The sequence below is a fragment of the Ornithinibacillus sp. FSL M8-0202 genome (assembly GCF_037975285.1).
Lineage (GTDB): Bacteria > Bacillota > Bacilli > Bacillales > Amphibacillaceae > Ornithinibacillus > Ornithinibacillus massiliensis.
In genome coordinates this window covers 760,408-780,947 of the sequence record NZ_CP150248.1, presented here as the reverse complement: position 1 = coordinate 780,947, position 20,540 = coordinate 760,408, and the positions used below count along the sequence as shown (strand labels likewise).

Below are 20,540 nucleotides of genomic sequence, written 5' to 3'. Positions count from 1 at the left end.
AATAGCGATTCTGAGGTGCTGCTCCTTTTTATTTTCAAGGTTATTTGCATATGCGAGTCCTAGTCCAGCTAGTCAATCTCAGAATAGCCGACGGGAAGCTTTACAATACTTTCCTGTCCTATTTACGACGAAATAATGTGTTCCTATTTCGGTTCAGAAATCTTTCATTATATTCAAAATCATACTATGATAAGGACAGAAGGAAGGGGAAATATGATACGTTTTATTCGTTGGTCATTTTATATGCTAGGATTGTTAATTTTTAGTTATGGAATTACCATTGCTTTGAAAATGCAATATCTAGGAATTCATCCATGGGATGTGTTAAATGTAGCACTCTTTGATAAATTTGGCTTGTCTATCGGTTCCTGGGCGATTATTATTTCGGTATTATTAATTATTGTCGCGTTAATCTTGGATAAGAGTTATGTGAAATTAGGTACCTTTTTAAATGGAATTCTCGTAGGTGTATTTGTTGATATGTTTTTATGGATTGATTTCCTACCAAATGCAACACATACATGGACAGATTATCTCGTAATGGTTGTGGCGATCATTACGATGGGCTTCGGTGGCGGACTATACAATTCAGCTGAAGTAGGGGCAGGACCGCGGGATGGATTTATGTTATCGATTTCCGATAAACTGGGTAAGTCCATTGGAACCATCCGCATCCTAGTGGAGACACTTGTATTGGTGATTGGTTTCCTTTTAGGAGGACCTGTATTTATCTTTACGTTTATTTTTACCTTTGTTCAAAGTCCTGTATTTGCTTTTACGTTTAAAAAGTTTAAAGCATTCCTAGGGATGATAGACCAAAGGTACCAACAAAAGCATATTTCGAAATCTAGTGCATAAAGAAGGACAGGTACCCTGAAAATGGGAGCACCTGTCCTTTTTTATAATTGTTCTGGTGGGAGCGGGCTAGCGAAATAGTAGCCTTGTCCTATAGCATTAAAATCCTTTAAAACTTGGTATTCTTCCTCGGTTTCAATACCTTCAATGACAACTGGTCTGTCGATGGACTGGATTATCGCCTTTAATACGCGCATCTTTCTTGTATTATGAATATCGACAAGTGTTTTATCAATCTTCAGTGTTTCAAAATCGAGACTAGTAATAAGGTGTAAGGATGAATAGCCTGTTCCGAAATCATCAATTGCGATTTTTAAACCTAGTGCCTGTAATTCGTTTACTATAGAGGTTGAGTCCTCTATGTCCATCATGACACTTTCGGTTATTTCTAGCTTAAGATATTTAGGGTCAATGCTTTCTTCCATTAATATTTGATAGATTCTTTTCGTAAAGCTTGGCTCGACTAATTGTCTAGCAGATACATTGACAGAAACAGGGACATGAAGATAAGGATGATCCTTCCACCTGCCAATTTGCCGACAAGCCTCCCGAAGAATCCACTCGCCGATAGGGACTATTAGGCCAGTCTTTTCGGCAATTGGAATAAATTCAGCTGGAGAGACTTGTTCATCTTCTAGATTCCATCTAAGCAATGCCTCTAATCCAACTAGCTTTCTAGTGCTTAATTCAATTTGTGGTTGATAATACAGTGTTAGCTCATCATTTTCGATCGATTTTCTTAAGGCGTTTTCTAAATAAAGTCGTCTCTTCACCTTTTCATTTAACTGGTCATTGTAAAATTGATAGTTATTTTTTCCTTTTTGTTTGGCTAAGTACATTGCTAAATCTGCTTGTTTGATTAATGTTTCTACTTCGATGGAACAGTTGTGAAGGATACTAATGCCGATAGAGAGCGTTATGATTAAGTCGTTCCCTGCTAAGTCAACTGGTTGATTCATGACGTCGAGTATTCTTTCTGCTACTTGCTCCGCTTCCGCTTTTGTCACATTTTCTAATGTAATGATAAATTCATCTCCGCCAATTCTAGCTATTTGATCCTGTTCTCTAACACTGTTTTGTAGCTTTTTGGCGACATGCTTAAGGAACGTATCGCCCATATGATGGCCTAATAAGTCGTTAATATCTTTAAAATCATCAAAATCGATTACTAGAATGGCTAATGAATTCGGGTATTCTTCAGAGCGGTTAATTACTTCTGACAAGTGCTGATTAAACCATCTACGATTTGGGAGTCCAGTCAATTGGTCGGTATAGGCTAGATGCTTGATTTGCTGTAGAGCTTGCTTTTCTTTTGTAAGATCCTTTGAAATACCAAATATACCAGTAATCTCACCTTCAATCGTAATCGGAATGGTAGTAATGTTAACGGGAATGCTACTACCATTTCTCGCCTTCACATTTACTTCAAATGCTTGTGGCTTACCTGAAATGGTTTTCTTAAAGTTATCTATTGCAACATCTAAATGTGCTGTATCAACTACTTCTTGGTAGGACATTTGAAGTAGGTCTTCTTTTGTATAGCCTATTAACTTCCCACCAGAAGTATTTATATCTTGGAAAATGCCATCCGCATTTAATAAAAATACAGGGTCTGGATTATTATCAAACAAAGAGGAATAACGTTGTTGTTTATCCTCCAGTTCTCGTCTTACTTTTTTTTGTTCTGTAATATCTCGGACGATTAATTGAATCGCTGGTTTATGCTCAAACACAATCGGATAACTCTTTATTTCAGCATCAATTAATGAACCATCCAGTGCGACGAATTTCATTTCGATAAAGTCTACCTGCTTTTGATCGGGTAAATTTTTTACATGTTGCTTTGCAATTCGCTGGTAATCGGGATGAATGAAATCCTTCAGTGGTTTACCTATGATTTCGTTTTTATTTGATGCTCGTAAGCATTTGATACAAATATCATTCGCGAATAGTATTCGTTTTCCATCATGGACAAGTAAGGGCTCAGGGGAAAATTCAACTAAATCGCGGTAACGCATTTCACTATGCTTATTTTGATTGATTAGCTGTTTCTGTTTTTGTAAGGAACGATAATCAAACCAGGCGATGCACAAGGTAACGATAATAATCATAGAAGATGTACTCGATAAAATGATACCTAAAGTAAACGTGTCAATATCTGTAGGGCCTCTTTCATTATGAACATGAGGGAGAATTTCGATTGCTCCTATCCCAACATATTGTAGGGCAGATATCGTAATCCCTAATAGGATTGCATTGCCTCCTGCCCGTGTAAAACTATGAGCGGTCCGATGTCTTATTTGCTTGAACATCATAACCGTTAAGATGGCAAATACGAAAGCCAAGACAATCGTTAATCCAAATGATAACGAGCTAAATTGAATAATAAGTGGTTCATTCATCGCGAGTATTGCGGAATAATGTAATAGAAAAATGCCGGAAGCCATAATAAACACACTTAGGCAAGCTTTTGCCTTTGTCAGTTGCGAAACATAAAGTGTTAGAAAAGCAGCAAACGATGACATTAGGGCAAATAGAAAGGACACGATTAATATTTCTAAATTATAGTTTAGTGGAAATGAAATGTGATGGGCGATGATGACAATAAAATGAAAAGAAAAAAGACCAGTTGCCATCACAAATGCTCCTGCTATGATCCAAAATATTTTGTGTGAACGAAGTCCATCAAAGATTCTTTCTACTAAAATGAATGAGGTGTAGATAGATAGAATAAAGATAATCACTGAAAAAGTGGTTAAGATAGGGCTATAAGATGAATGCATCATGTTGCTGTCACTCCTAAATATACATGTTCCTTTATTGTTAGTATTTCCAACATAGTACCACTTAATCTTATAGCAGACTATCTTAAAATGAAATGGAATAACAAGGGGTATTTGGTTATTAATGGAATAGGAAGAAAGAAGTGGAACGTTTTGTTAGAGCGTCCCACTTCTTTTCTATCTTTTTCGAAACGTCATTTTCCAGAGAACGATGGTTAGAATTGCTACTAATGCTAGGTAGATATAGACCCCAATCGTTATGAGAGAAACGAGGAAATGAATCAGTGCCAAGACCCCAACTAGAAGCATTAATACGATGACAATCCCGGCAGTAGCACCGCCCTGCTGTGCAGATTCAAAAGGCCGCGTAAATGGAAACTTTCCAGTATTAAATAATTTATAGGAAAGGAGTACTTGTAAAATCGCCGTGAAAAGGATAACGAGAATATCTGGTATAATACGGATTGAAAAAATCCAACCATACACGACTGATAATATAAGAAAAACCGGTAAATATAGTTTTACGAGAAAGGCTTTTAAGGTCGCACTGTACACACTAGATTCACTATGTATTGGTGTTGTTTGGAAAATCCATGCACCTTTATACTTACTCGAAAATTGCAGCATATAGACGACGGTACCGATAATAATGTTAGCGAAATAAAGTGTTAAATAGGCTTTGCTATTTCCCCAGTCGACCGAATCCATTAAACTGATATTATTGTATAGAAAGATAAAAGGAAAAACTAATGCCATCCCTAAGGAAGGATATACTTTTAATTTAAAATCTCTCTCCCGACTAATCATGATGGAGGCAAATCGATAAAAGGTACGTTCTTCTTTGCTGAAGCAAATTAGCCTTTCAAACAGTCTGTCGAGACGCCATGTTTGCTTTTTCTTCTTACCGGATTCCTCCATTAATTTCTGTAGATTCTTCTCAAATGAAGGCATTAATCCGTAATATAGCATAATAGACAGTAATGGAACAAGGATAGCCATTGCTGATAGTAGGATAATTTCTGGCGTATAATTTTGATTTAAGAGAAGCTCAAATGGTGCACTGAACCATAATGGTGGCATCAATACGTGCCACCAGCTAAAGGCATAGGTGACATTCATATCCATGAAGTCAAATACACGAATGATAACTTGATAGCCAATAACAATACCGACCGCGAGGAAAATTTGTACATAGTTAATAATATCCTTTAACTTTTCCCCATCAAAAAAACGCAAGATCAGAATGTAGGCTAATGCTGTTAAGGCCATAATGAACAAATCTAGTAAAATAATCTCTAGAATAAAAATGAGAAAATACCAGATACCATGTACAAAGAGCATAACGATGGCTGGTATGCCGATAAAGGCACCGGTCAGTATAGCTAGATAAATGGCAATATGTACTAGCTTAGCGGCATTGATGGTCCTTGTGTTGATTGGTTTCGAATTCAATATGACCTTATCCCGAACATCTAATAGTACGGAGGAATAGTCGGAAATCATGGAAGTCATTAGAATAAACATCGCAATGGCGAGCATGATGCTCGACTGAAGCATATAGCTATTCCCTATAAAAAGAAACGGGATAAGCAGAATACCATATAAGGCATATATCCAGAGGGACTTTAAAAACTGATTCCCTTCCTTTTTCTTCATATCATTCAATAGTGTTGGAACACGTCTAGAATCCATGGTGAGCTTGATTTCTACGATTTTTCGCATGATGGGGTAATCAATATCAAGCTTCGTAAAGACAAATTGGAAGCGATCAAGTAGCTTTAAGGTGCGAAAGTTACTCATGATGACCATCCTCTGTCACGATGGATACAATGTTCTCCGCTGTTACTTTATGTACATCAAATCCTGTTAGCTGATTGAATATCCCCTCTAGTGAGCCTTCTTGGCTTTGCGCTTTTAACTCATCAAAGGAGCCGTCGGCAGCAATTTTGCCATTGACTAGTAAGACAATTCGGTTACTGATTTTCTCTACCACATCCATGATATGGGAGGAGTAGAAGATGGTTTTTCCTTGGTTAGCTAAGGCTTCTAGCATATCCTTAATGATCATAACACTGTTGGCATCGAGTCCACTCAGTGGCTCATCAAGGAAAATAATATCGGGATTATGTAATAGACTGGAGATGATTAATACCTTTTGCCGCATTCCTTTGGAAAAGGAGGAGATTCTAGCATGAAAGACTTCTTCCATATCGAATTGTTGCAGTAATCGTAACGCTCTATCCTCTGCCTTTTGTCGTTCTAATCCGTAGAGCTCTCCGATGAAGGTTAGGTATTCGGCTGCAGTTAACGTATCATAAATCTCTGCATTTTCTGGGACATAGCCGATTTTTTGTTTATAAGTGTCATTACTTGAAGCAATATTTTTACCTAGTATTTCTACTGTTCCACTATATCCTTCTACTAGGCCAAGGATAATTTTCAATGTCGTGCTTTTCCCAGCACCATTGGGCCCGATATAGCCAATTATTTGTCCCCGATAGACATCTAGATTGATGCCGTTTAACACAGTTTTTCCTGAATAACTCATCGTTAAGTCGTTTAGTGATAATACTTTCTCATTCATCCCGAAAATCCTTTCTATTAATCTGGTTACTTTTACCATATCAATGTGGGGAAAGGAATGCAATAGGAGAAAAAAGCTCCCTACTTTTGTAGAGAGCATGATTACAGATTAAAATTCCTCATACACAGCTGGGTCTTGTCCTTTAAGGCGACCATCAGGACGGGTGAGGCTAGCGATGGTTTGCATATCATCCGCATCTAAGCTGAAATCAAAGATGGAGATGTTTTCGAGCTGACGAGTAGGAGTAGCTGATTTAGGAATTGCGACAGCTCCTAATTGATAATGCCAGCGGAGGACGACTTGGGAAACGGTTTTGTTGTGTTTTTCTGCGACTTTCTTCAACGTTTCGTGTTCAAATACATCATTAGCACGAGCTAAAGGACTCCAGGATTCGGTCACCACACCATGTTCCTCATGCCATTTGCGTTGATCTTCTTGGTTAAAGAATGGATGAAGTTCAATTTGGTTAATTGCTGGTAATACACCAGTCTCTTTTTCAAGCTTCGTTAGGTGCTCAGGTAAGAAGTTACATACGCCAATAGTACGGATTAAGCCCCATTTTTTTGCATCGATTAATGCTTGCCAAGCTTCCACATATAATTCACGATTCGGGTTTGGCCAGTGAATCAAGTAAATATCATAGTAATCTAGATTGGCGCGATAGAGGGATTCCTGTACAGTTGTCACCGCATCCTTATAATTATGATATCTTCCAGGAAGCTTTGATGTAATCTGTAGTTGTTCGCGAGGGACTGAGGTTCTACGTATTGCCTCCCCAACAGTTCCTTCATTTTCATAATTATAAGCAGAGTCAAGCAGGCGGTAGCCGTGATTGATCGCACTTTCAATTGCTGCTACGCCTTCATTTCCTTTCAGTTTATATGTACCAAAACCAACAGCAGGAATGCGATTACCATCATTTAATGTGATTTCTGGAATCATTGCGTTTGTCATGAATATCACTCCTATGTAGTTATTATTAAAGCTATAGTGAAAGCTTATCATAGGAAAAGGAATTAATCGATTCTGTTGCTTGAATTTATAGGAAACGTCATAGCAGAATAGGGGAATGAATGAGAAATCCAGCCGATAGGAAAAGCAGCTATTTCATTTGAATAAGCTGCTTCTCGTCATGCCTACTTTGGACTAAGTTCAGCAATTCCAAATGCTAAACGATCTCGTAAAATGCTAATCACATCCTTTTTTTGATGCTCTTCACATTCAACGATAAGTATTACTTCAGAATTTTTTCCTCTTAATTGCCTTTGTTTCTTTTTTATCACTTTTTTCATCAATAAATCGTAACCAAACCCGATAGCCATCCCGATACCAGCTCCGATTAATCCCCAGATGATCGGGCCCCATTCCCAGGCAAATCCTTTCGCTGCTGCAAAGGTTGAAGTGAGAAATGCCAATATCATTCCTTTCGATATCATGGAGACACCATCAGATTGGTGAAGATTATCGAACAGCTTTCTTTCTTCTGTACGATTCTTTAATGGTAATGCCAATATATTGGTAATACCTTGTTCCTCCAATTCAGCTATAGCTAATTCGAGATAGGTTGAATGTTCGAATGTAGCAAATATTTGCATGTTATTCACCTTACCTGTATTAGTTAATTTAAATGTATAATCCTGATAATGACTTTTTAAAAACTTTCTTTGTTCATCTTCAAACAGTTTATTATTCTCAACCGTACTCGTATAAGAATCATAAATAGAAAAAAAGTAAAAAGAAGGAATATATAAAAACCACTGGGCATCTAATACAGCATTTGATTTACTCAGATCCCCGTTTACCAAGTAGATGACTGCCTCAAGAAAATGCGAATTATACACAAAAATAGCGGTCCATATAAGGGTAAAGCTAGCAAGGATAATCCGATGAACATAAATCTGACCGACACTTGGGATAGCTATAGCCCATAAGGTAGCTAATATGGGGCTTCGTTTATCCAAGTAATTAATCTCATAGTTACCTATAGTGAATGAATTAAACCGACTATCCTCTTTTTTTGCTAGTAAATAAATGTTGTTTATGTCGACAGTAGTACGATAACTATCCCAAATTGCAAAAAGGTAAACAGGAAGATACATTAGAATCATTCTCAAATCTAGGACTTCCTTGGCTAATTCAAATTGACCTGTAAAGGAATAGACAATGGCTAAGTTTAAACTAGATACTTGGTTGATGAAAATTTCCCAAAAAAATAAAGCAAATCCTCTAAAGTATTTATTTAAAAGAAAGTGGCCAAATCCTGGGAAGGCGGCAGACCACATGGCAATAGTCCATGGGTTTCGTGAATGTAATTGGGTTGTCCCAAAAATACTAACATGCGCCTTGTAGCGTCTTGCCTTGTTTGTATTTTGGTGGTTCTCCATTTTCTTCCTCCAATAAAGCTATATTAACGTTATTATTACCCATTGGAATTATTTAACTACAACTTCTGAAACTTATTTAGGAGGAAAAGAATAATTGGAGGAGTGGGGTTGGAATATAGATAATGGAAGTATTTACGATTTGTCAGTAACTTTTTTGTGGGTGGTTAAGAAATTACTGAGTTGCACAAGAATGCTCCGATAAAGGCAAAAAGGAGCCTGAATTAATTCAGTACTCCTTATAATGTAGCTCGACTTCGTTTGCAATTAAATCCAAAATCCCATTTTCTTCGCTTCATATGTTAGCTCATCACGGAACTTTGGATGGGCAATGTCGATTAAAGCTTTTGTGCGGGCGAAAATGGATTTACCTTGTAGTTGCGCAATTCCATATTCCGTTACGATATAGTCGACATCATTTTTGGATGTGGTCACAACCGAAGCCGGGCTTATTATTGGTTTAATCCGAGAAATGGTGTCATTTTTGGCAGTTGAATAAAGACAGATAAATCCTTTTCCGTTCTTAGCAAAACGGACACCAGAGCCAAAATCAGTTTGTCCACCTGTGGAGCTATAGTATTTGCCAGCGACTGTCTCTGAAGCGCATTGGCCATAAAAATCAATCTCCGTCGTAGCGTTTATCGCTACCATATTATCCTCTTCGGCTATGACTCGCGGGTCATTCACTTGATTGACAGGTAACATTTCGATTTGCTCATTATTATCCATAAAGTCATAAAGTCGTTGGGTCCCAAAAGCAAAGGTGGCGATTATTTTTTCAGGGTGGGTATGTTTCTTCGTACCAGTAATGACACCGTTTGTCACAAGGTCATACACACCATCGGTCAGCATTTCAGTATGAATTCCTAAATCACGATGGTCTTTTAACAGACTTACTACAGCATTTGGAATCCCACCGATTCCAACTTGAAGTGTGGAACCATTCTCAATTCGCTCTGCAACATATTCCGCTATTTGTTGGTCAATATCACGGATTGGCGCGTTCGGTAGTTCATGTAGTGATTGATCATATTGGACAAATCCAGCTATTTGAGAGATGTGGATTCTATTTTTGCCATGTGTTTTTGGGACATGGTTATTTACTTGTAGAACAAATGGCGCTTTCCCAATAAAGTGTGTTGTATAATCACCTGACGTACCTAATGAAAAATAGCCTTCATCGTCCATTGGAGAGGCTTGACTTACGACCAATGGGTTGGGACAGCGTTTTTCTAGTAGGCGTGGCATTTGGTGAAAATGATTAGGAATTAAGTCACATGTTCCATTTAAAAAGGATTTTCTAGCATATTTACTTAGAAAATAGGATACATAACGGATATTCGGATATTCTCCTTGAATATATCGGCAATCCTTCAATTCTAGCATTTGGTGAATGGTGAGGTTAGTAAAGGCCTCTGGATGCTCATCAATCAAGTTAAGAATATAATCGGGTTCTCCATTTGCCATAGAGACGATGATATGTTGATAGTTTGTTAGAATTGATAAAATTTCTGATTGAGTATTGGCTAATGCTATTTTTTCGTGAGGAAGCATGGTAGGTTCCATCCCTTCTTGATGTGTGAACAGTAGTAGTTTACTAATAGGAATTATAACAACAGGGTAAACAGCGAGTCAATCAATATTAAAGCGTTTCCAAATAGAGGTATCTAATTATTATCGAAATAAGAAAATTGATTTTTAATAATTTTAATAAATTATTATTGTAATAATGGTAAAATATTGTATAGGAAATCTTTTACTTTATTGGGGGGGGTCGATGTGAATGTGGTAACCCGGGTCAGTGAAATTGTACTGGGGTTGATTTTTCTTGGAGCGGGTTTGAATGGTTACTTTGTATTAATTGGATTAGAACCATTTGCTCCAACAAGTCCTGCAGCTATGGAGTTTCTAGGTGATGGGTATCTCTTAGCCATGGAAAAAGGTGTTGAGATTATTGCTGGCATATTACTTCTAATTCGCCGCTTTGTGCCACTAGCAATCGTTGTATTGGCGGGCATTATTGTCAATATTTTGGCATTTCATATTTTCGTCGACTCAGAGTTATTATTCTTGGCAGTGTTAGTTGTTCTATTAGAAGGTTTATTAATGTGGCAATACCGTCATAGTTTTAAAGGTTTAATAGAAAGTAGACCTGAGGGAATGTAGGGCGAATAGTTGCGATAAGGAGGTAGTGTATGAAAGAGAAGAAGCTTATTAAATACGCCTGTATCTTCGTTGTTTCAGCGCTTTTCATTAGCTTGTTCCTGAACATTTATTTGCTAACTAAAGTAAATGAGTTAGGAAATAAGATAGGTCTGGTAAAGTCGGACCAGCGATATATGTCGAGTGAGATAGAAAATCAGACCAGTGAGATAATGAGTTTATTAGAGGACATTCAACAACAACAAAGCTGGCTTGGGAATGTCGATACAGAGGTTATTTTCACTAGTGCTGGTAATGGTGAATTACGGTTTACCTGGCTTGTAAAAGAGTTGGCGGATGAATCTGATGTGAGGTTTCATTATGCACTTAAAGAGGATGACCAATTCACGAGTATTCCGGCAACCGAAAGAGAACAAGGGCTATATGAGGCTACTATTCCACTTGAAGAAGGTATGGGTCCCATTTGGCAACCTACTGAAATATATGGTGTAACAAGTCATGTAGAGGAATTGGACGATGTTCCTTCTAATGAAACCACAGATAATCTATACGAAAGCACACAATTTCAATATTATATTTCCGTAGCAAATGTGGATGGTTTATACAAGAGTGGTGATATTCAAACTGGATACTTATATGATTTCTTAACCGAATTGTATGGCTATGTGGAAACAGGTGTTTATTTAGAGGATAAAGTGTTTCGAGTGTATTTACACCATTATGTAGCAGAAGGCTTGGACAATGATATTGAAAACGTATCACTCCTAAAATACCAACAAGGAAAGCTTATTGGTGAGGAAGAGTTGGATAGGGTTGACGAAGGACCGAGCAATAGCTCTTTTGAAAAAAATAATATCGATATTTATGACGATATGAGGCTTGTGTTAAAGGTAGCTTACCCAAATGGAGAAACGTTTGAGAGAGAGATCATAAACGAAGAATAAAGGGGATTTAAAACATGGTAGCACCGAAGCATATTGTATCAGCGGCGGCAATTGTGCTGAATGATAAACAGGAAATCTTATTGATTAAAGGGCCACGAAGAGGATGGGAAATGCCAGGAGGTCAAGTAGAAGAGGGGGAATCGATAAAGGCGGCCGCAATCCGTGAGACAAAAGAGGAATCTGGTATTGATATAGAAATTATCAAGTTCTGCGGAATTTTTCAAAATGTAGAACGATCTATCTGTAATACGTTGTTTTTAGGAAGGCCTATTGGAGGGGTGCCGACGACTAGTCCGGAAAGTTTGGAGGTTGGTTTCTTTCCGATTGAAGAGGCGCTTGAGATGGTGACGGTTTTAAACTTTAGACAGCGAATTGAATATTGCTTGGACGAAACCATGCAGCCGTTTTATGTGGATTTTTAATCGGGATGAAAACAAGCTTACTGTGTGGAGTGCTATTTTCTAATCTGGTAAAAAAGGGTTACCACAAAATGGAATTTGACTTCGGGTTTGTAACGACTATGAAAACAAGTTAGGTGAGACAATGAAACAAATGGAATTAGGCTCTTGGATTATTGAGGTAGACGTAATGAAAACAAAAGAATTTTATGATCATTTTCATCTGATCACGGAGGACTGTGACTGCGAGGGCTGTACGAATTTTGTTTTAGCATGTGAAACATTCCCACATGAGATAAAGGCTTTATTTCACTCACTTGGAATTGATCCGCGCAAAGAAGGGGAAATATCGCATTACATAGCCAATCAGGATGGAACACATGTCTATGGTATCTTTTATCATATTGTTGGTCGAATCATCGATGGTCCAGAAAATTGGCCATCGAATGTAATAAGTAGTGAGGTGCTAACTCCATATTCTATCGAACAGTGTGAGGCTGACGTATGGTTTACGGAGGATTTGGCGTTAGTACCTGAGGGGTTCCCTGAGTCAATTATTCAGCTTGAGATAAAGATGAATGTTCCATGGTTATTAAAGTAGAGGCAACTACACTTTGATATGGTGAAGATTTTTTGCACGTGATTTTGTGAATTCAAGAACAAAGATATTGAACATATACAAAGGGAGGATAAGGGATGGAAACAAGTGAAAAGGCAATGTTAATACAAAATAGCGAGCATCATTTTCAATTATTATTCGAAATCATTGAATCGGTACCTAGTAGAAAAAGGAGTATTTCAATTGAAACGAGCGAAAGAGATAAGAATTTTCGTGATGTGATTATGCATCTGTATGAATGGCATGCCATGCTAGAGCGGTGGTATCGAGAAGGGATGGATGGTGATACTCCTTCGATGCCAGCACCAGGGTTTAAATGGAGAACACTCAAGCAGCTTAATATGCGTATATGGGAAAACTATCAAGAGGTTACATTAAATCAAGCTATCAAAAAGTTGAAACTAAGCCATGAGAGAGTAATGAAGCTTATTAAAGCCCATACCAACGAAGAAATTATGACGAAAAAATATTATAAGTGGACGAAAACAAGTAATCTATACAGCTATTTTGCGGCAAACACAACGAATCATTATGTTTGGGCTATAAAGAAGTGTGAAGCTATAGCGGATTCTATACGGGAAGCGGAGGGGAAGGTTGGGTAGGAAGGATTGTCTTAGGAAAAGGTTTCAGAGCAATAGATTTGATTGTTGGATAGGTCATACGATCTAATGGAATTCTTACATGTCCACTGAAAAAACGGCATAAGCTTTGGAGAAAGGTTGAGATAGTATTCTTTTCCCTTTCTGTGCTATCTTTGGGTCAGACATTCTATCGTACACATTAGAGTATCTAAACATGACAAAAGGATGAACAAGATGAAAAATAGATTTTCTATTGGAGAAATGGCTAAACTTCATAATACTACTATAAAGACTCTAAGATACTATGATGAAATTGATCTATTGAAACCAGTAGAGATCGATAAGAACAATGGATATAGATACTATTCCACGGAGCAGTTCGAACAATTAAATACTATCCAGTATTTAAAGGAGATAGGATTTACCTTAAAAGAGATTAAGAGCCACTTATATCATCGGGACATTGACGACTTCTTGGCATTATTAGAAAAACAAAAAGAATTAACAGAAACAAAAATAAAGGAATTAGAACGCGTTCAGCGCCAATTTCAAAACCGAATAAATGATATTAAACTGGCTCGAACTATAATGGAGTTAGGTGTACCAACTATAAAGGAAGTTAATGAAAGAAAAGTAGTAAGATTAATGGAAAAAATAAGCTCAGAACCAGAATTGGAGCTAACACTTAGACAGCTAGAGAACTCGGCGAATATGAAATCTTCCATATTTATTGGCGGTGTTGGACTTACCGTGAGCATAAATAATGTAAACGATAATAAGTTTGATGAATACAACTCCATTTTTATCTTAATCGAAGAAGGAGATATAGAAAGTCCCCTGGTTAAAACGTTTCAGAAGGGGATGTATGCCTGTATTTATTTTAGAGGAGAAGAATTTGATTCAGCTCCGTATTACCATATTTTATTACAATACATAAAGGATAACGGTTTTCGTCTAATAGGAGATGCTATAGAAAGAAGTATAGTTGACCATTATATCTCCAATAAAAGAGAAGATCATCTTTACGAAATACAAATACCTGTTTCCTATTGACCCTCCCCTTACAGGAGGGTTTATTATTTGTAAGTGGTTTTCAGCATGAATGTTTATAAAGGAGAGAAAACGTATGACACATACAAATAATAAAATCTGGTCTTTATCTTTTATTTTTGTACTAGTATCAAATGCTTTAGTTTTTATGATTTTTGAAATGTTATTACCTACCCTTCCGTTATTTGTTACGTCTTTAGGGGGGGAAGCAAATCAGGTTGGTTTAGTCACAGGAATTTTCATGTTATCTGCTATATTAATACGCCCATTTGCAGGAAGTCTTGCAGCTAAATTTGATAAAAAAGTGCTTCTAATTTTAGGGATTATAATCATTGCATTATCCACAGGTGCTTATTACCTTTCCACGAATATAGGTGTGCTATTAATCATTCGTTTGATTCATGGGGCTGGATTTGGACTAGCTACAACGTATTTTGCAACTCTTGCTGCTGAAATAATCCCTAAGGATCGTCGAGGAGAAGGGATAGGTTACTTTGGCGTTGGGGAAACAATTGCTATATCGGTAGGTCCTATGATTGGAATTATGACATTAGAATTATTTGACTTTCAACGCTTATTCCTAGGAGGAATGTCCGTTCTTTTTCTAGCTGTAATTATGGCGATATTTATCAAAAGAGCACCAAAAGGAAAAGCGTTAGATAAACAAGAGAAACATAACGTGAAAATACTAGAGAAACGAGTCCTGTTTCCATCGTTGCTTATTTTGTTAATTGGAGGGGCTGCGGGGGGAATTATGTCCTTCTTTTCTCTATACGCAATTGAAAAGGATTTTACTAACGTTGGACTGTTTTTCCTGTTGATTGCTGCAGCAAGTTTTGCTATTCGATTAATTTCGGGAAAATTGTTTGATTTATATGGGTCGCCTATTATTCTAATACCTGGTTCTATACTAGCGATTATTAGAATGATTATGCTATATGCTGCCAACAGCAACGGCATGATTTTAACAGCAGCTATATTCTATGGGTTTGGATTCGGGGCGATATTCCCAGCAGTGCAGACATGGTGTATGAACTTAGTCGAGGAACATGAACATGAGGATGCGATGGCTTCATTCTTTAACTTCTTTGATTTAGGTATTGGTGGAGGTTCCTTGCTATTAGGGTTAGTCGCTACAGCTGCCTCTTATCAAGCAATTTACCTTGTTGGAACAGCTGTTTATGGTGTGTTTCTAGTTATATATCTTGTCCATTTAAGCATGAAAAAGCAGTTGATGAATAAGAGAAAGGTAGCCTAGTATTGTTATATGAAGTATTAATAATGGGGGATTACAGATCGTTAGGAGAAGGTATTCCCATTCCACATGAAAACGCCAGTTAAAGATAAAGGGAACCAATTCTATTTGTGATGATGAACAACGAGGTAATTTATCTAGTAGATTACTTTGTTTTTTTATAAATGAAAATATATTGGAACATGATGGTAGTATTAATGTTGAAGCAAATTAGTTGGATAGTTTTTTCCGACACAGGGATGTGAAAAGGATGTTTCAGCACGGATTTCCTGAGCATTTACAGGATGATGTCATGAAAGTAAGTAGGCTAATAGTGAAGAAAACGTATCGTCATGCTGCAATAGAGGTATCTACGGATCGGGTGCAATATGTTCAAAATAACCAGGTGATCTGGTTCCCATATCGTATGTACAACGTGGACAAGTCGGATAGGATAATAGATCAGTTAAGTTTGCAGCAAAAAATGATTTTGCATTGTATATATTCTAGAAGCTATGATGGATTTGTTCGCCAAAAGCATATCGACTCGTTGCTGCAAATGGATTATGAGGCTTGGGCTATCCCTTATATTGTTAAAGTATGTGATGAATATGTGGTTGAAATACTAGAAATGACTTACGAGAAGCTAAAAGATCAGGACACTAAGCAATTTAAAGATTTTTGTCTTGAAAATGTAGAAGCCTTTTGCAAAAGCTATAATAGAATGATTAGCTATTGGAATGAATATTACCGAGATAGAGATAACCAATTTCACCATTATATTGGTAGGAAGTTATTTAGAGAGCGCTTCGGATACTCGAGGTCATTGGAAAGAAGGAAATAAAATCAACTGCGTGTTTTAAAACACACAGTTGATTTTATTTCCTCCCCTTAAGCTGACAGATTAAAAAAACTGTTGTCCTTAGGGGGAGTTTTTTTGACTTCAATCCAAATTGAATGAAAGATTGGTAGGAACTTGAGAAAAAATAAAATGTGTTACTGTTTGTGCGATCGGACTTACTTCATCGATGAACTTTTCTGCATTAGTGAAGCTGTCAAATTGAATTTTTACCATATAACAGGCGCTTCCTGCAATTCGATAACAAAATTCTACGTTTGGAAGCTTCTCTATAAACCGTTTAAAAGATTGATAGTCTCCATTTTTTACCGTTGCCTCGATAATGCACTGAATCGGTAAGCCTAATTTCTCGTAATCTAGCTCTACTGTATATTTTTTTATGATTCCAAAGGATTCCATTTGTCTTACTCGTTCTGTTACAGATGGTGAGGAAAGATTGACCCTTCTTCCAAGCTCGCTCATCGATAAACGACTATTTTTATGGAGTTCGTCGATTATTTTTAAGTCAATATCATCTATTTTCATTTTTTAAAGTTATCCTCCGATAATTATTTATTTTGCAAAGGAATAAATCGATAATCATTTATAATTTAATGTGATTTAACAAAATAATTATATATAATTTTACCATATTGATAGAATATGGAGGAAATGATATGGCAAGAATTGTAGAATCAACATTCGGGGGAACACCATTTCAACGATTGTTAGGACATAATAAGGATGTAATGGAAAAGTGGAGTCAGTTAGGTGATGTGTTAGAAAAAGATGGGAAGCTAACGGCTGCATTAAAGGAACAAGTAAGAAGAACACTAGCTCAGCGTAATGGATGTGCCTATTGTAAGGCTAAAGGAAAACCAGATCCAGCTAGCTTTGATGAAAAAACATCTATTGCGGTAGGATTTGCAGAAGTCTTTTTAAAACAAAAAGGGGATATAGCCGATTCCACGTTTGAGGTATTGAAAGAATACATGACAGTAGAGGAAATAAGTGAATTATGTGCATTTGTCACCTTTACTACTGCCTCTCAATATTTTGGGGCAATGATGAAATTAGAACCAGGTGAGCGTGTATAGTAGTAAGTGAATATAGGGGATAACGTATAGGAGCAACGCATAGGTAATGCCCTTCGGAAGGTAGAGTAGAAAATCTAGCTTTTCGGGTATCGCGGCTGCGTTGCTCTTTGCTGTTATTTCCTCCGAACAGGGATCCAAACTTCACTGTACGCATAATCCTTTTGATGCTCATCCATTTTTGTAAAGGAAAAGGTTGGTGCATGAATTAGTTCATAATCGGAGGACGGAAGCCATTCTGAATAGGTTTTTGCCATGGTTTCTTGTAAAGTCGATGGAAATGGTCCTTCATTTGGGAAGATTGCCCAGGTACAGGCTTCGACTGGTACTTTTTCTAATAGTGGACTTACGTCAGTTTCGGTAGTTAAAACCCCGATCATGTGCGTTAAATCGCCTTCTTCTTTTATGAAATTAGCATCAGCGTTGTAGGATGCATTGATAATTTCATATGGTTCTATATTTTGAAGGGAGCGCATTGCTTTTCTTTGCTCGTCTGTTATACTTTCTGCAAGCTTCACAATCTCTTGATTAACCCCTTCGAATTGTATAGGAACACGTTTACTTACACCAACCAAATGAAAGGCTGGTTTTTCCTCGATTCTAAATTCCATACTATTTCCTCCTTTAACCGTTATGACAAAAGAAATTCTCGGAAATGATTTGCTTAACCCTTTCCTTATTACATCGGAAGGTAAGAATCCACTCCACCGCTTAAATGCTCTAGTAAAGCCATCCACTGACTGATAACCATAGTGAAACGCAACCTCGGTAACGGTTGCTCCTCGTAATAAATCCTTATTTGCTTCTGACAATCTTCTGTTTTTTATATATTCATTTAGTGTAATTCCTGAGAGATAAAAAAATATTTTTCGAAAGTGATAATCGGAAACCCCAGCAAATTCAGAAACCTTTTCTAAAGATAAATCATCGGTTAAACGCTCCTCAATATAATCCATCACTTGATTTAATTCTTTTAACAATATATCCCTCCTTTTCATGTCTACATCATAGCAGAGAAGCCTATCAAATACTCGACATTTTTAACATAATAAATATCGAAATGTGATGAAGAGTTAATTGGTTTCGTTTGTTTCCCAGATGTCATTGGATTTGGGGGAATATACTGAATGTTTTTGTTGTTTTCAGGTTTTGTTTGGGAATTAATGTTAAAATGGGGGTGGTTGTATGTGAGATGAAAATTTCTATGATTCTATTTAAAAGGAGGAATTTCGTTTGTCTCGAAATAAGCTATATGGACTTATTATTATTAGCATTACGTTACTAGTTTCTTCATTAGTTATCATGATCTCGTTATTAGCACATTATATTGACCAAATAGCTCCTCCAAGTTTAACGTATTGGGGTTTTGATTATATCCCTACTCCAGTCTACTTTCTACTATTAATTCCATTATTAATTGGGGCTTTTCTATTAATTTATGATTCAGATGAATGGAAGAAATAGTTTTTTAATGGTAGGACTAATTGTAGCGGGGGATAACATAATAGGTGGTGAAATATGGAAAACACATTTGTGATGGAGACAGACGCGTCGATTACGTTAAATTATTTGATATACATACAAAATATCTATCTAAATCAAAGTCTAATTAATGAAGAACTAAAATTTCCTTATCTATCAACCAACATAGTATTCCAAGAAGACTTTGAACTAAAGTATAAGGAACTGTGGGAAGAAGTCACGGAAAGGATATTTACCACTCAGGGTACCGACTTAACCTTATTTTATGAGAATAAAAATTTATTTTACCAGAAATTATTGGAACAGACTTCGGAGAATTTAATTAGCTTTGATGAAGTTTATAAAGGCTTCCGGGTTTGGTGGGGGAGTTTTGTAGGTGAATTTTCCATTAAAATGTCTATTGCTGAAGCAGAGCAAGAATTATATAGTGATCTATCGAAGTGGTTATGGCAAACAGGAAAGGTACCTCAAAAGAGACTACATATTAATTTAATTTATGATGATTGTATATTAGCTAATAGTCAAGTCTCTTCCTATCTTGCTGTCATTCCAATAAAAGACTTTTACTTTCGATTTAAGGAATTAGTACCTAGAATACGTGAATGTTTTGTTTAAGAGATGAGGAGAGAATGAAGCTTGAATAGTCATTGCCTCCAATTGGATGGTGGACCTATTCGTGTTGGTTTTCCTATTCGTTAGAAAAAATATGTATTATTTTAGTTACTTAGACAGTATCCGTTGATTTTTTATTATTGCAGGGTATATTGTAGTATCGCTCCTAAATTTATATAACGGAGGTTAACAGGATGTCGCAAGTTGCGCTTTTAGCCGTTACACACGATCCAAAGGGTAAAAATTTGGCTCTTTTTCAATCGTTACAGGATGCATTAAAGGATATATATGGGGAGCTTTTCCTTACGATTAGTGAGGAATCATCACCCGAGCTGATTAATGTAGTGGAAAATAGCGAATTTAATGTGAAGAGGACACCTAAGCAAGGAGCAGCCCATGCTCGCAGGGAAGTGGTGAAATTTGGTCTGACCGGTCAAAGCTCCTATTTCCATTACTGTGATTTCGACCGGCTATTAACATGGGCGAACAACTATTTAATGGAGTTAAAGCAATTAGTATCACGTATGCCCTCATATGACTACCTTATTCTAGGACGTACGGAACGAGCGATGAACACCCATCCACCGGAATGGATCGAAACGGAAAAAATAACGAACAAGATTTGCTCACTGGAGCTAGGGAAAGAAGTAGACATAACCGCAGGCTCCTGTTCCTTTTCAAGAGAAAGTGCGAACTATATTCGTGACCTTTCAAAGGCAAGGATGACAGATGCAGAGTGGGCGATGATTGCACACCGAATCGCCAAAGTACATGTTGAATACATACCAGTAGAAGGACTGGAATACCATGAAGAAACAAATGGTGTGATAAGAACCATGAGTGAATCGGAGAAGTGGTTAGGACGTTTGAAACTGAGTTTAATGATTAGTGAATCAGCGTGTATGACTGGAAGGGGGTGAGC

The 20,540-nt window shown here is 37.0% G+C and carries 21 protein-coding genes; 13 read left to right on the top strand and 8 right to left on the bottom strand.

Going from position 1 to position 20,540, the window contains the following annotated elements; genetic code table 11:
- Window positions 1-213 precede the first annotated feature (213 nt).
- Complete coding sequence (locus tag MKY78_RS03955) at window positions 214-858, top strand: YitT family protein (protein ID WP_339216401.1); 645 nt, start codon at window positions 214-216, stop codon at window positions 856-858.
- Window positions 859-899: 41 nt separating this feature from the next.
- On the opposite strand, the gene MKY78_RS03950 is transcribed toward MKY78_RS03955, so the two are convergent.
- The 6 genes from MKY78_RS03950 to MKY78_RS03925 form a co-directional block, all read right to left on the bottom strand.
- Entirely contained in the window at window positions 900-3,641 is a 2,742-nt protein-coding gene (locus MKY78_RS03950) for an EAL domain-containing protein (protein WP_339216399.1), read from the bottom strand.
- Window positions 3,642-3,815: 174 nt separating this feature from the next.
- A complete protein-coding gene (locus tag MKY78_RS03945; RefSeq protein ID WP_339216397.1) occupies window positions 3,816-5,438 on the bottom strand; it encodes a hypothetical protein in 1,623 nt (540 codons plus the stop codon).
- Window positions 5,431-6,222 (bottom strand): ABC transporter ATP-binding protein, encoded by a 792-nt coding sequence (locus tag MKY78_RS03940; protein WP_339216395.1) that lies wholly within the window; start codon window positions 6,220-6,222, stop codon window positions 5,431-5,433. Before MKY78_RS03940 ends, MKY78_RS03945 begins: the two co-directional genes overlap by 8 nt.
- 108 nt (window positions 6,223-6,330) lie before the next feature.
- Window positions 6,331-7,176, bottom strand: a complete 846-nt coding sequence (locus MKY78_RS03935; RefSeq protein ID WP_339216393.1) for an aldo/keto reductase — start codon at window positions 7,174-7,176, stop codon at window positions 6,331-6,333.
- Window positions 7,177-7,358: 182 nt separating this feature from the next.
- A complete protein-coding gene (locus MKY78_RS03930; RefSeq protein WP_339216391.1) occupies window positions 7,359-8,606 on the bottom strand; it encodes a hypothetical protein in 1,248 nt (415 codons plus the stop codon).
- 264 nt (window positions 8,607-8,870) lie between these two features.
- On the bottom strand, window positions 8,871-10,157 hold the full coding sequence (locus MKY78_RS03925; RefSeq protein WP_339216389.1) for an acetyl-CoA hydrolase/transferase C-terminal domain-containing protein: 1,287 nt from the start codon (window positions 10,155-10,157) through the stop codon (window positions 8,871-8,873).
- Between the two features lie 225 nt (window positions 10,158-10,382).
- Between MKY78_RS03925 and MKY78_RS03920 the strand changes: the two genes are divergently transcribed.
- From MKY78_RS03920 to MKY78_RS03885, 8 genes are all read left to right on the top strand, one after another.
- Entirely contained in the window at window positions 10,383-10,769 is a 387-nt protein-coding gene (locus tag MKY78_RS03920; protein ID WP_339216387.1) for a hypothetical protein, read from the top strand.
- Between the two features lie 29 nt (window positions 10,770-10,798).
- Entirely contained in the window at window positions 10,799-11,710 is a 912-nt protein-coding gene (locus tag MKY78_RS03915) for a hypothetical protein (RefSeq protein WP_339216385.1), read from the top strand.
- A gap of 14 nt (window positions 11,711-11,724) precedes the next feature.
- Entirely contained in the window at window positions 11,725-12,132 is a 408-nt protein-coding gene (locus MKY78_RS03910; RefSeq protein ID WP_211741913.1) for an NUDIX hydrolase, read from the top strand.
- A gap of 121 nt (window positions 12,133-12,253) precedes the next feature.
- The gene (locus MKY78_RS03905) at window positions 12,254-12,709 is read left to right on the top strand and encodes a hypothetical protein (RefSeq protein ID WP_339216383.1); all 456 of its coding nucleotides are present in this window, start codon (window positions 12,254-12,256) and stop codon (window positions 12,707-12,709) included.
- Window positions 12,710-12,804: 95 nt separating this feature from the next.
- On the top strand, window positions 12,805-13,329 hold the full coding sequence (locus tag MKY78_RS03900) for a ClbS/DfsB family four-helix bundle protein (protein ID WP_339216381.1): 525 nt from the start codon (window positions 12,805-12,807) through the stop codon (window positions 13,327-13,329).
- A gap of 213 nt (window positions 13,330-13,542) precedes the next feature.
- Window positions 13,543-14,361: a MerR family transcriptional regulator gene (locus MKY78_RS03895; RefSeq protein WP_339216379.1), complete on the top strand. Its 819-nt coding sequence runs from the start codon at window positions 13,543-13,545 to the stop codon at window positions 14,359-14,361.
- A 73-nt stretch (window positions 14,362-14,434) separates the two neighbouring features.
- A complete protein-coding gene (locus MKY78_RS03890; protein WP_339216377.1) occupies window positions 14,435-15,616 on the top strand; it encodes an MFS transporter in 1,182 nt (393 codons plus the stop codon).
- Between the two features lie 247 nt (window positions 15,617-15,863).
- Window positions 15,864-16,436 carry a hypothetical protein gene (locus tag MKY78_RS03885; protein WP_339216375.1) on the top strand — a complete coding sequence of 191 codons (573 nt, stop codon included), beginning with the start codon at window positions 15,864-15,866 and terminating at the stop codon, window positions 16,434-16,436.
- A gap of 99 nt (window positions 16,437-16,535) precedes the next feature.
- Here MKY78_RS03885 and MKY78_RS03880 read toward each other — a convergent pair whose 3' ends face one another.
- On the bottom strand, window positions 16,536-16,976 hold the full coding sequence (locus MKY78_RS03880; protein ID WP_339216374.1) for an Lrp/AsnC family transcriptional regulator: 441 nt from the start codon (window positions 16,974-16,976) through the stop codon (window positions 16,536-16,538).
- A gap of 131 nt (window positions 16,977-17,107) precedes the next feature.
- Between MKY78_RS03880 and MKY78_RS03875 the strand changes: the two genes are divergently transcribed.
- The gene (locus MKY78_RS03875; protein ID WP_339216372.1) at window positions 17,108-17,527 is read left to right on the top strand and encodes a carboxymuconolactone decarboxylase family protein; all 420 of its coding nucleotides are present in this window, start codon (window positions 17,108-17,110) and stop codon (window positions 17,525-17,527) included.
- A gap of 113 nt (window positions 17,528-17,640) precedes the next feature.
- Here the strand turns inward: MKY78_RS03875 and MKY78_RS03870 are convergent, their stop codons facing one another.
- The gene (locus MKY78_RS03870) at window positions 17,641-18,504 is read right to left on the bottom strand and encodes an AraC family transcriptional regulator (protein ID WP_339216370.1); all 864 of its coding nucleotides are present in this window, start codon (window positions 18,502-18,504) and stop codon (window positions 17,641-17,643) included.
- 253 nt (window positions 18,505-18,757) lie between these two features.
- Between MKY78_RS03870 and MKY78_RS03865 the strand changes: the two genes are divergently transcribed.
- The 3 genes from MKY78_RS03865 to MKY78_RS03855 all read left to right on the top strand — a co-directional run bounded on the left by MKY78_RS03865 (window position 18,758) and on the right by MKY78_RS03855 (window position 20,538).
- On the top strand, window positions 18,758-18,988 hold the full coding sequence (locus MKY78_RS03865) for a hypothetical protein (RefSeq protein WP_339216368.1): 231 nt from the start codon (window positions 18,758-18,760) through the stop codon (window positions 18,986-18,988).
- A gap of 54 nt (window positions 18,989-19,042) precedes the next feature.
- Entirely contained in the window at window positions 19,043-19,621 is a 579-nt protein-coding gene (locus MKY78_RS03860; RefSeq protein ID WP_339216366.1) for a hypothetical protein, read from the top strand.
- 191 nt (window positions 19,622-19,812) lie between these two features.
- Window positions 19,813-20,538 (top strand): hypothetical protein, encoded by a 726-nt coding sequence (locus MKY78_RS03855; protein WP_339216364.1) that lies wholly within the window; start codon window positions 19,813-19,815, stop codon window positions 20,536-20,538.
- Window positions 20,539-20,540 lie beyond the last annotated feature (2 nt).

Excerpts from the sequence above, each read along its gene's own strand:
- MKY78_RS03955 (WP_339216401.1), top strand. The coding sequence starts at position 214 with ATGATACGTTTTATTCGTTGGTCATTTTATATGCTAGGATTGTTAATT.
- MKY78_RS03950 (WP_339216399.1), bottom strand. The coding sequence starts at position 3,641 with ATGATGCATTCATCTTATAGCCCTATCTTAACCACTTTTTCAGTGATT.
- MKY78_RS03945 (WP_339216397.1), bottom strand. The coding sequence starts at position 5,438 with ATGAGTAACTTTCGCACCTTAAAGCTACTTGATCGCTTCCAATTTGTC.
- MKY78_RS03940 (WP_339216395.1), bottom strand. The coding sequence starts at position 6,222 with ATGAATGAGAAAGTATTATCACTAAACGACTTAACGATGAGTTATTCA.
- MKY78_RS03935 (WP_339216393.1), bottom strand. The coding sequence starts at position 7,176 with ATGACAAACGCAATGATTCCAGAAATCACATTAAATGATGGTAATCGC.
- MKY78_RS03930 (WP_339216391.1), bottom strand. The coding sequence starts at position 8,606 with ATGGAGAACCACCAAAATACAAACAAGGCAAGACGCTACAAGGCGCAT.
- MKY78_RS03925 (WP_339216389.1), bottom strand. The coding sequence starts at position 10,157 with ATGCTTCCTCACGAAAAAATAGCATTAGCCAATACTCAATCAGAAATT.
- MKY78_RS03915 (WP_339216385.1), top strand. The coding sequence starts at position 10,799 with ATGAAAGAGAAGAAGCTTATTAAATACGCCTGTATCTTCGTTGTTTCA.
- MKY78_RS03910 (WP_211741913.1), top strand. The coding sequence starts at position 11,725 with ATGGTAGCACCGAAGCATATTGTATCAGCGGCGGCAATTGTGCTGAAT.
- MKY78_RS03905 (WP_339216383.1), top strand. The coding sequence starts at position 12,254 with ATGAAACAAATGGAATTAGGCTCTTGGATTATTGAGGTAGACGTAATG.
- MKY78_RS03900 (WP_339216381.1), top strand. The coding sequence starts at position 12,805 with ATGGAAACAAGTGAAAAGGCAATGTTAATACAAAATAGCGAGCATCAT.
- MKY78_RS03895 (WP_339216379.1), top strand. The coding sequence starts at position 13,543 with ATGAAAAATAGATTTTCTATTGGAGAAATGGCTAAACTTCATAATACT.
- MKY78_RS03890 (WP_339216377.1), top strand. The coding sequence starts at position 14,435 with ATGACACATACAAATAATAAAATCTGGTCTTTATCTTTTATTTTTGTA.
- MKY78_RS03885 (WP_339216375.1), top strand. The coding sequence starts at position 15,864 with ATGTTTCAGCACGGATTTCCTGAGCATTTACAGGATGATGTCATGAAA.
- MKY78_RS03880 (WP_339216374.1), bottom strand. The coding sequence starts at position 16,976 with ATGAAAATAGATGATATTGACTTAAAAATAATCGACGAACTCCATAAA.
- MKY78_RS03875 (WP_339216372.1), top strand. The coding sequence starts at position 17,108 with ATGGCAAGAATTGTAGAATCAACATTCGGGGGAACACCATTTCAACGA.
- MKY78_RS03860 (WP_339216366.1), top strand. The coding sequence starts at position 19,043 with ATGGAAAACACATTTGTGATGGAGACAGACGCGTCGATTACGTTAAAT.
- MKY78_RS03855 (WP_339216364.1), top strand. The coding sequence starts at position 19,813 with ATGTCGCAAGTTGCGCTTTTAGCCGTTACACACGATCCAAAGGGTAAA.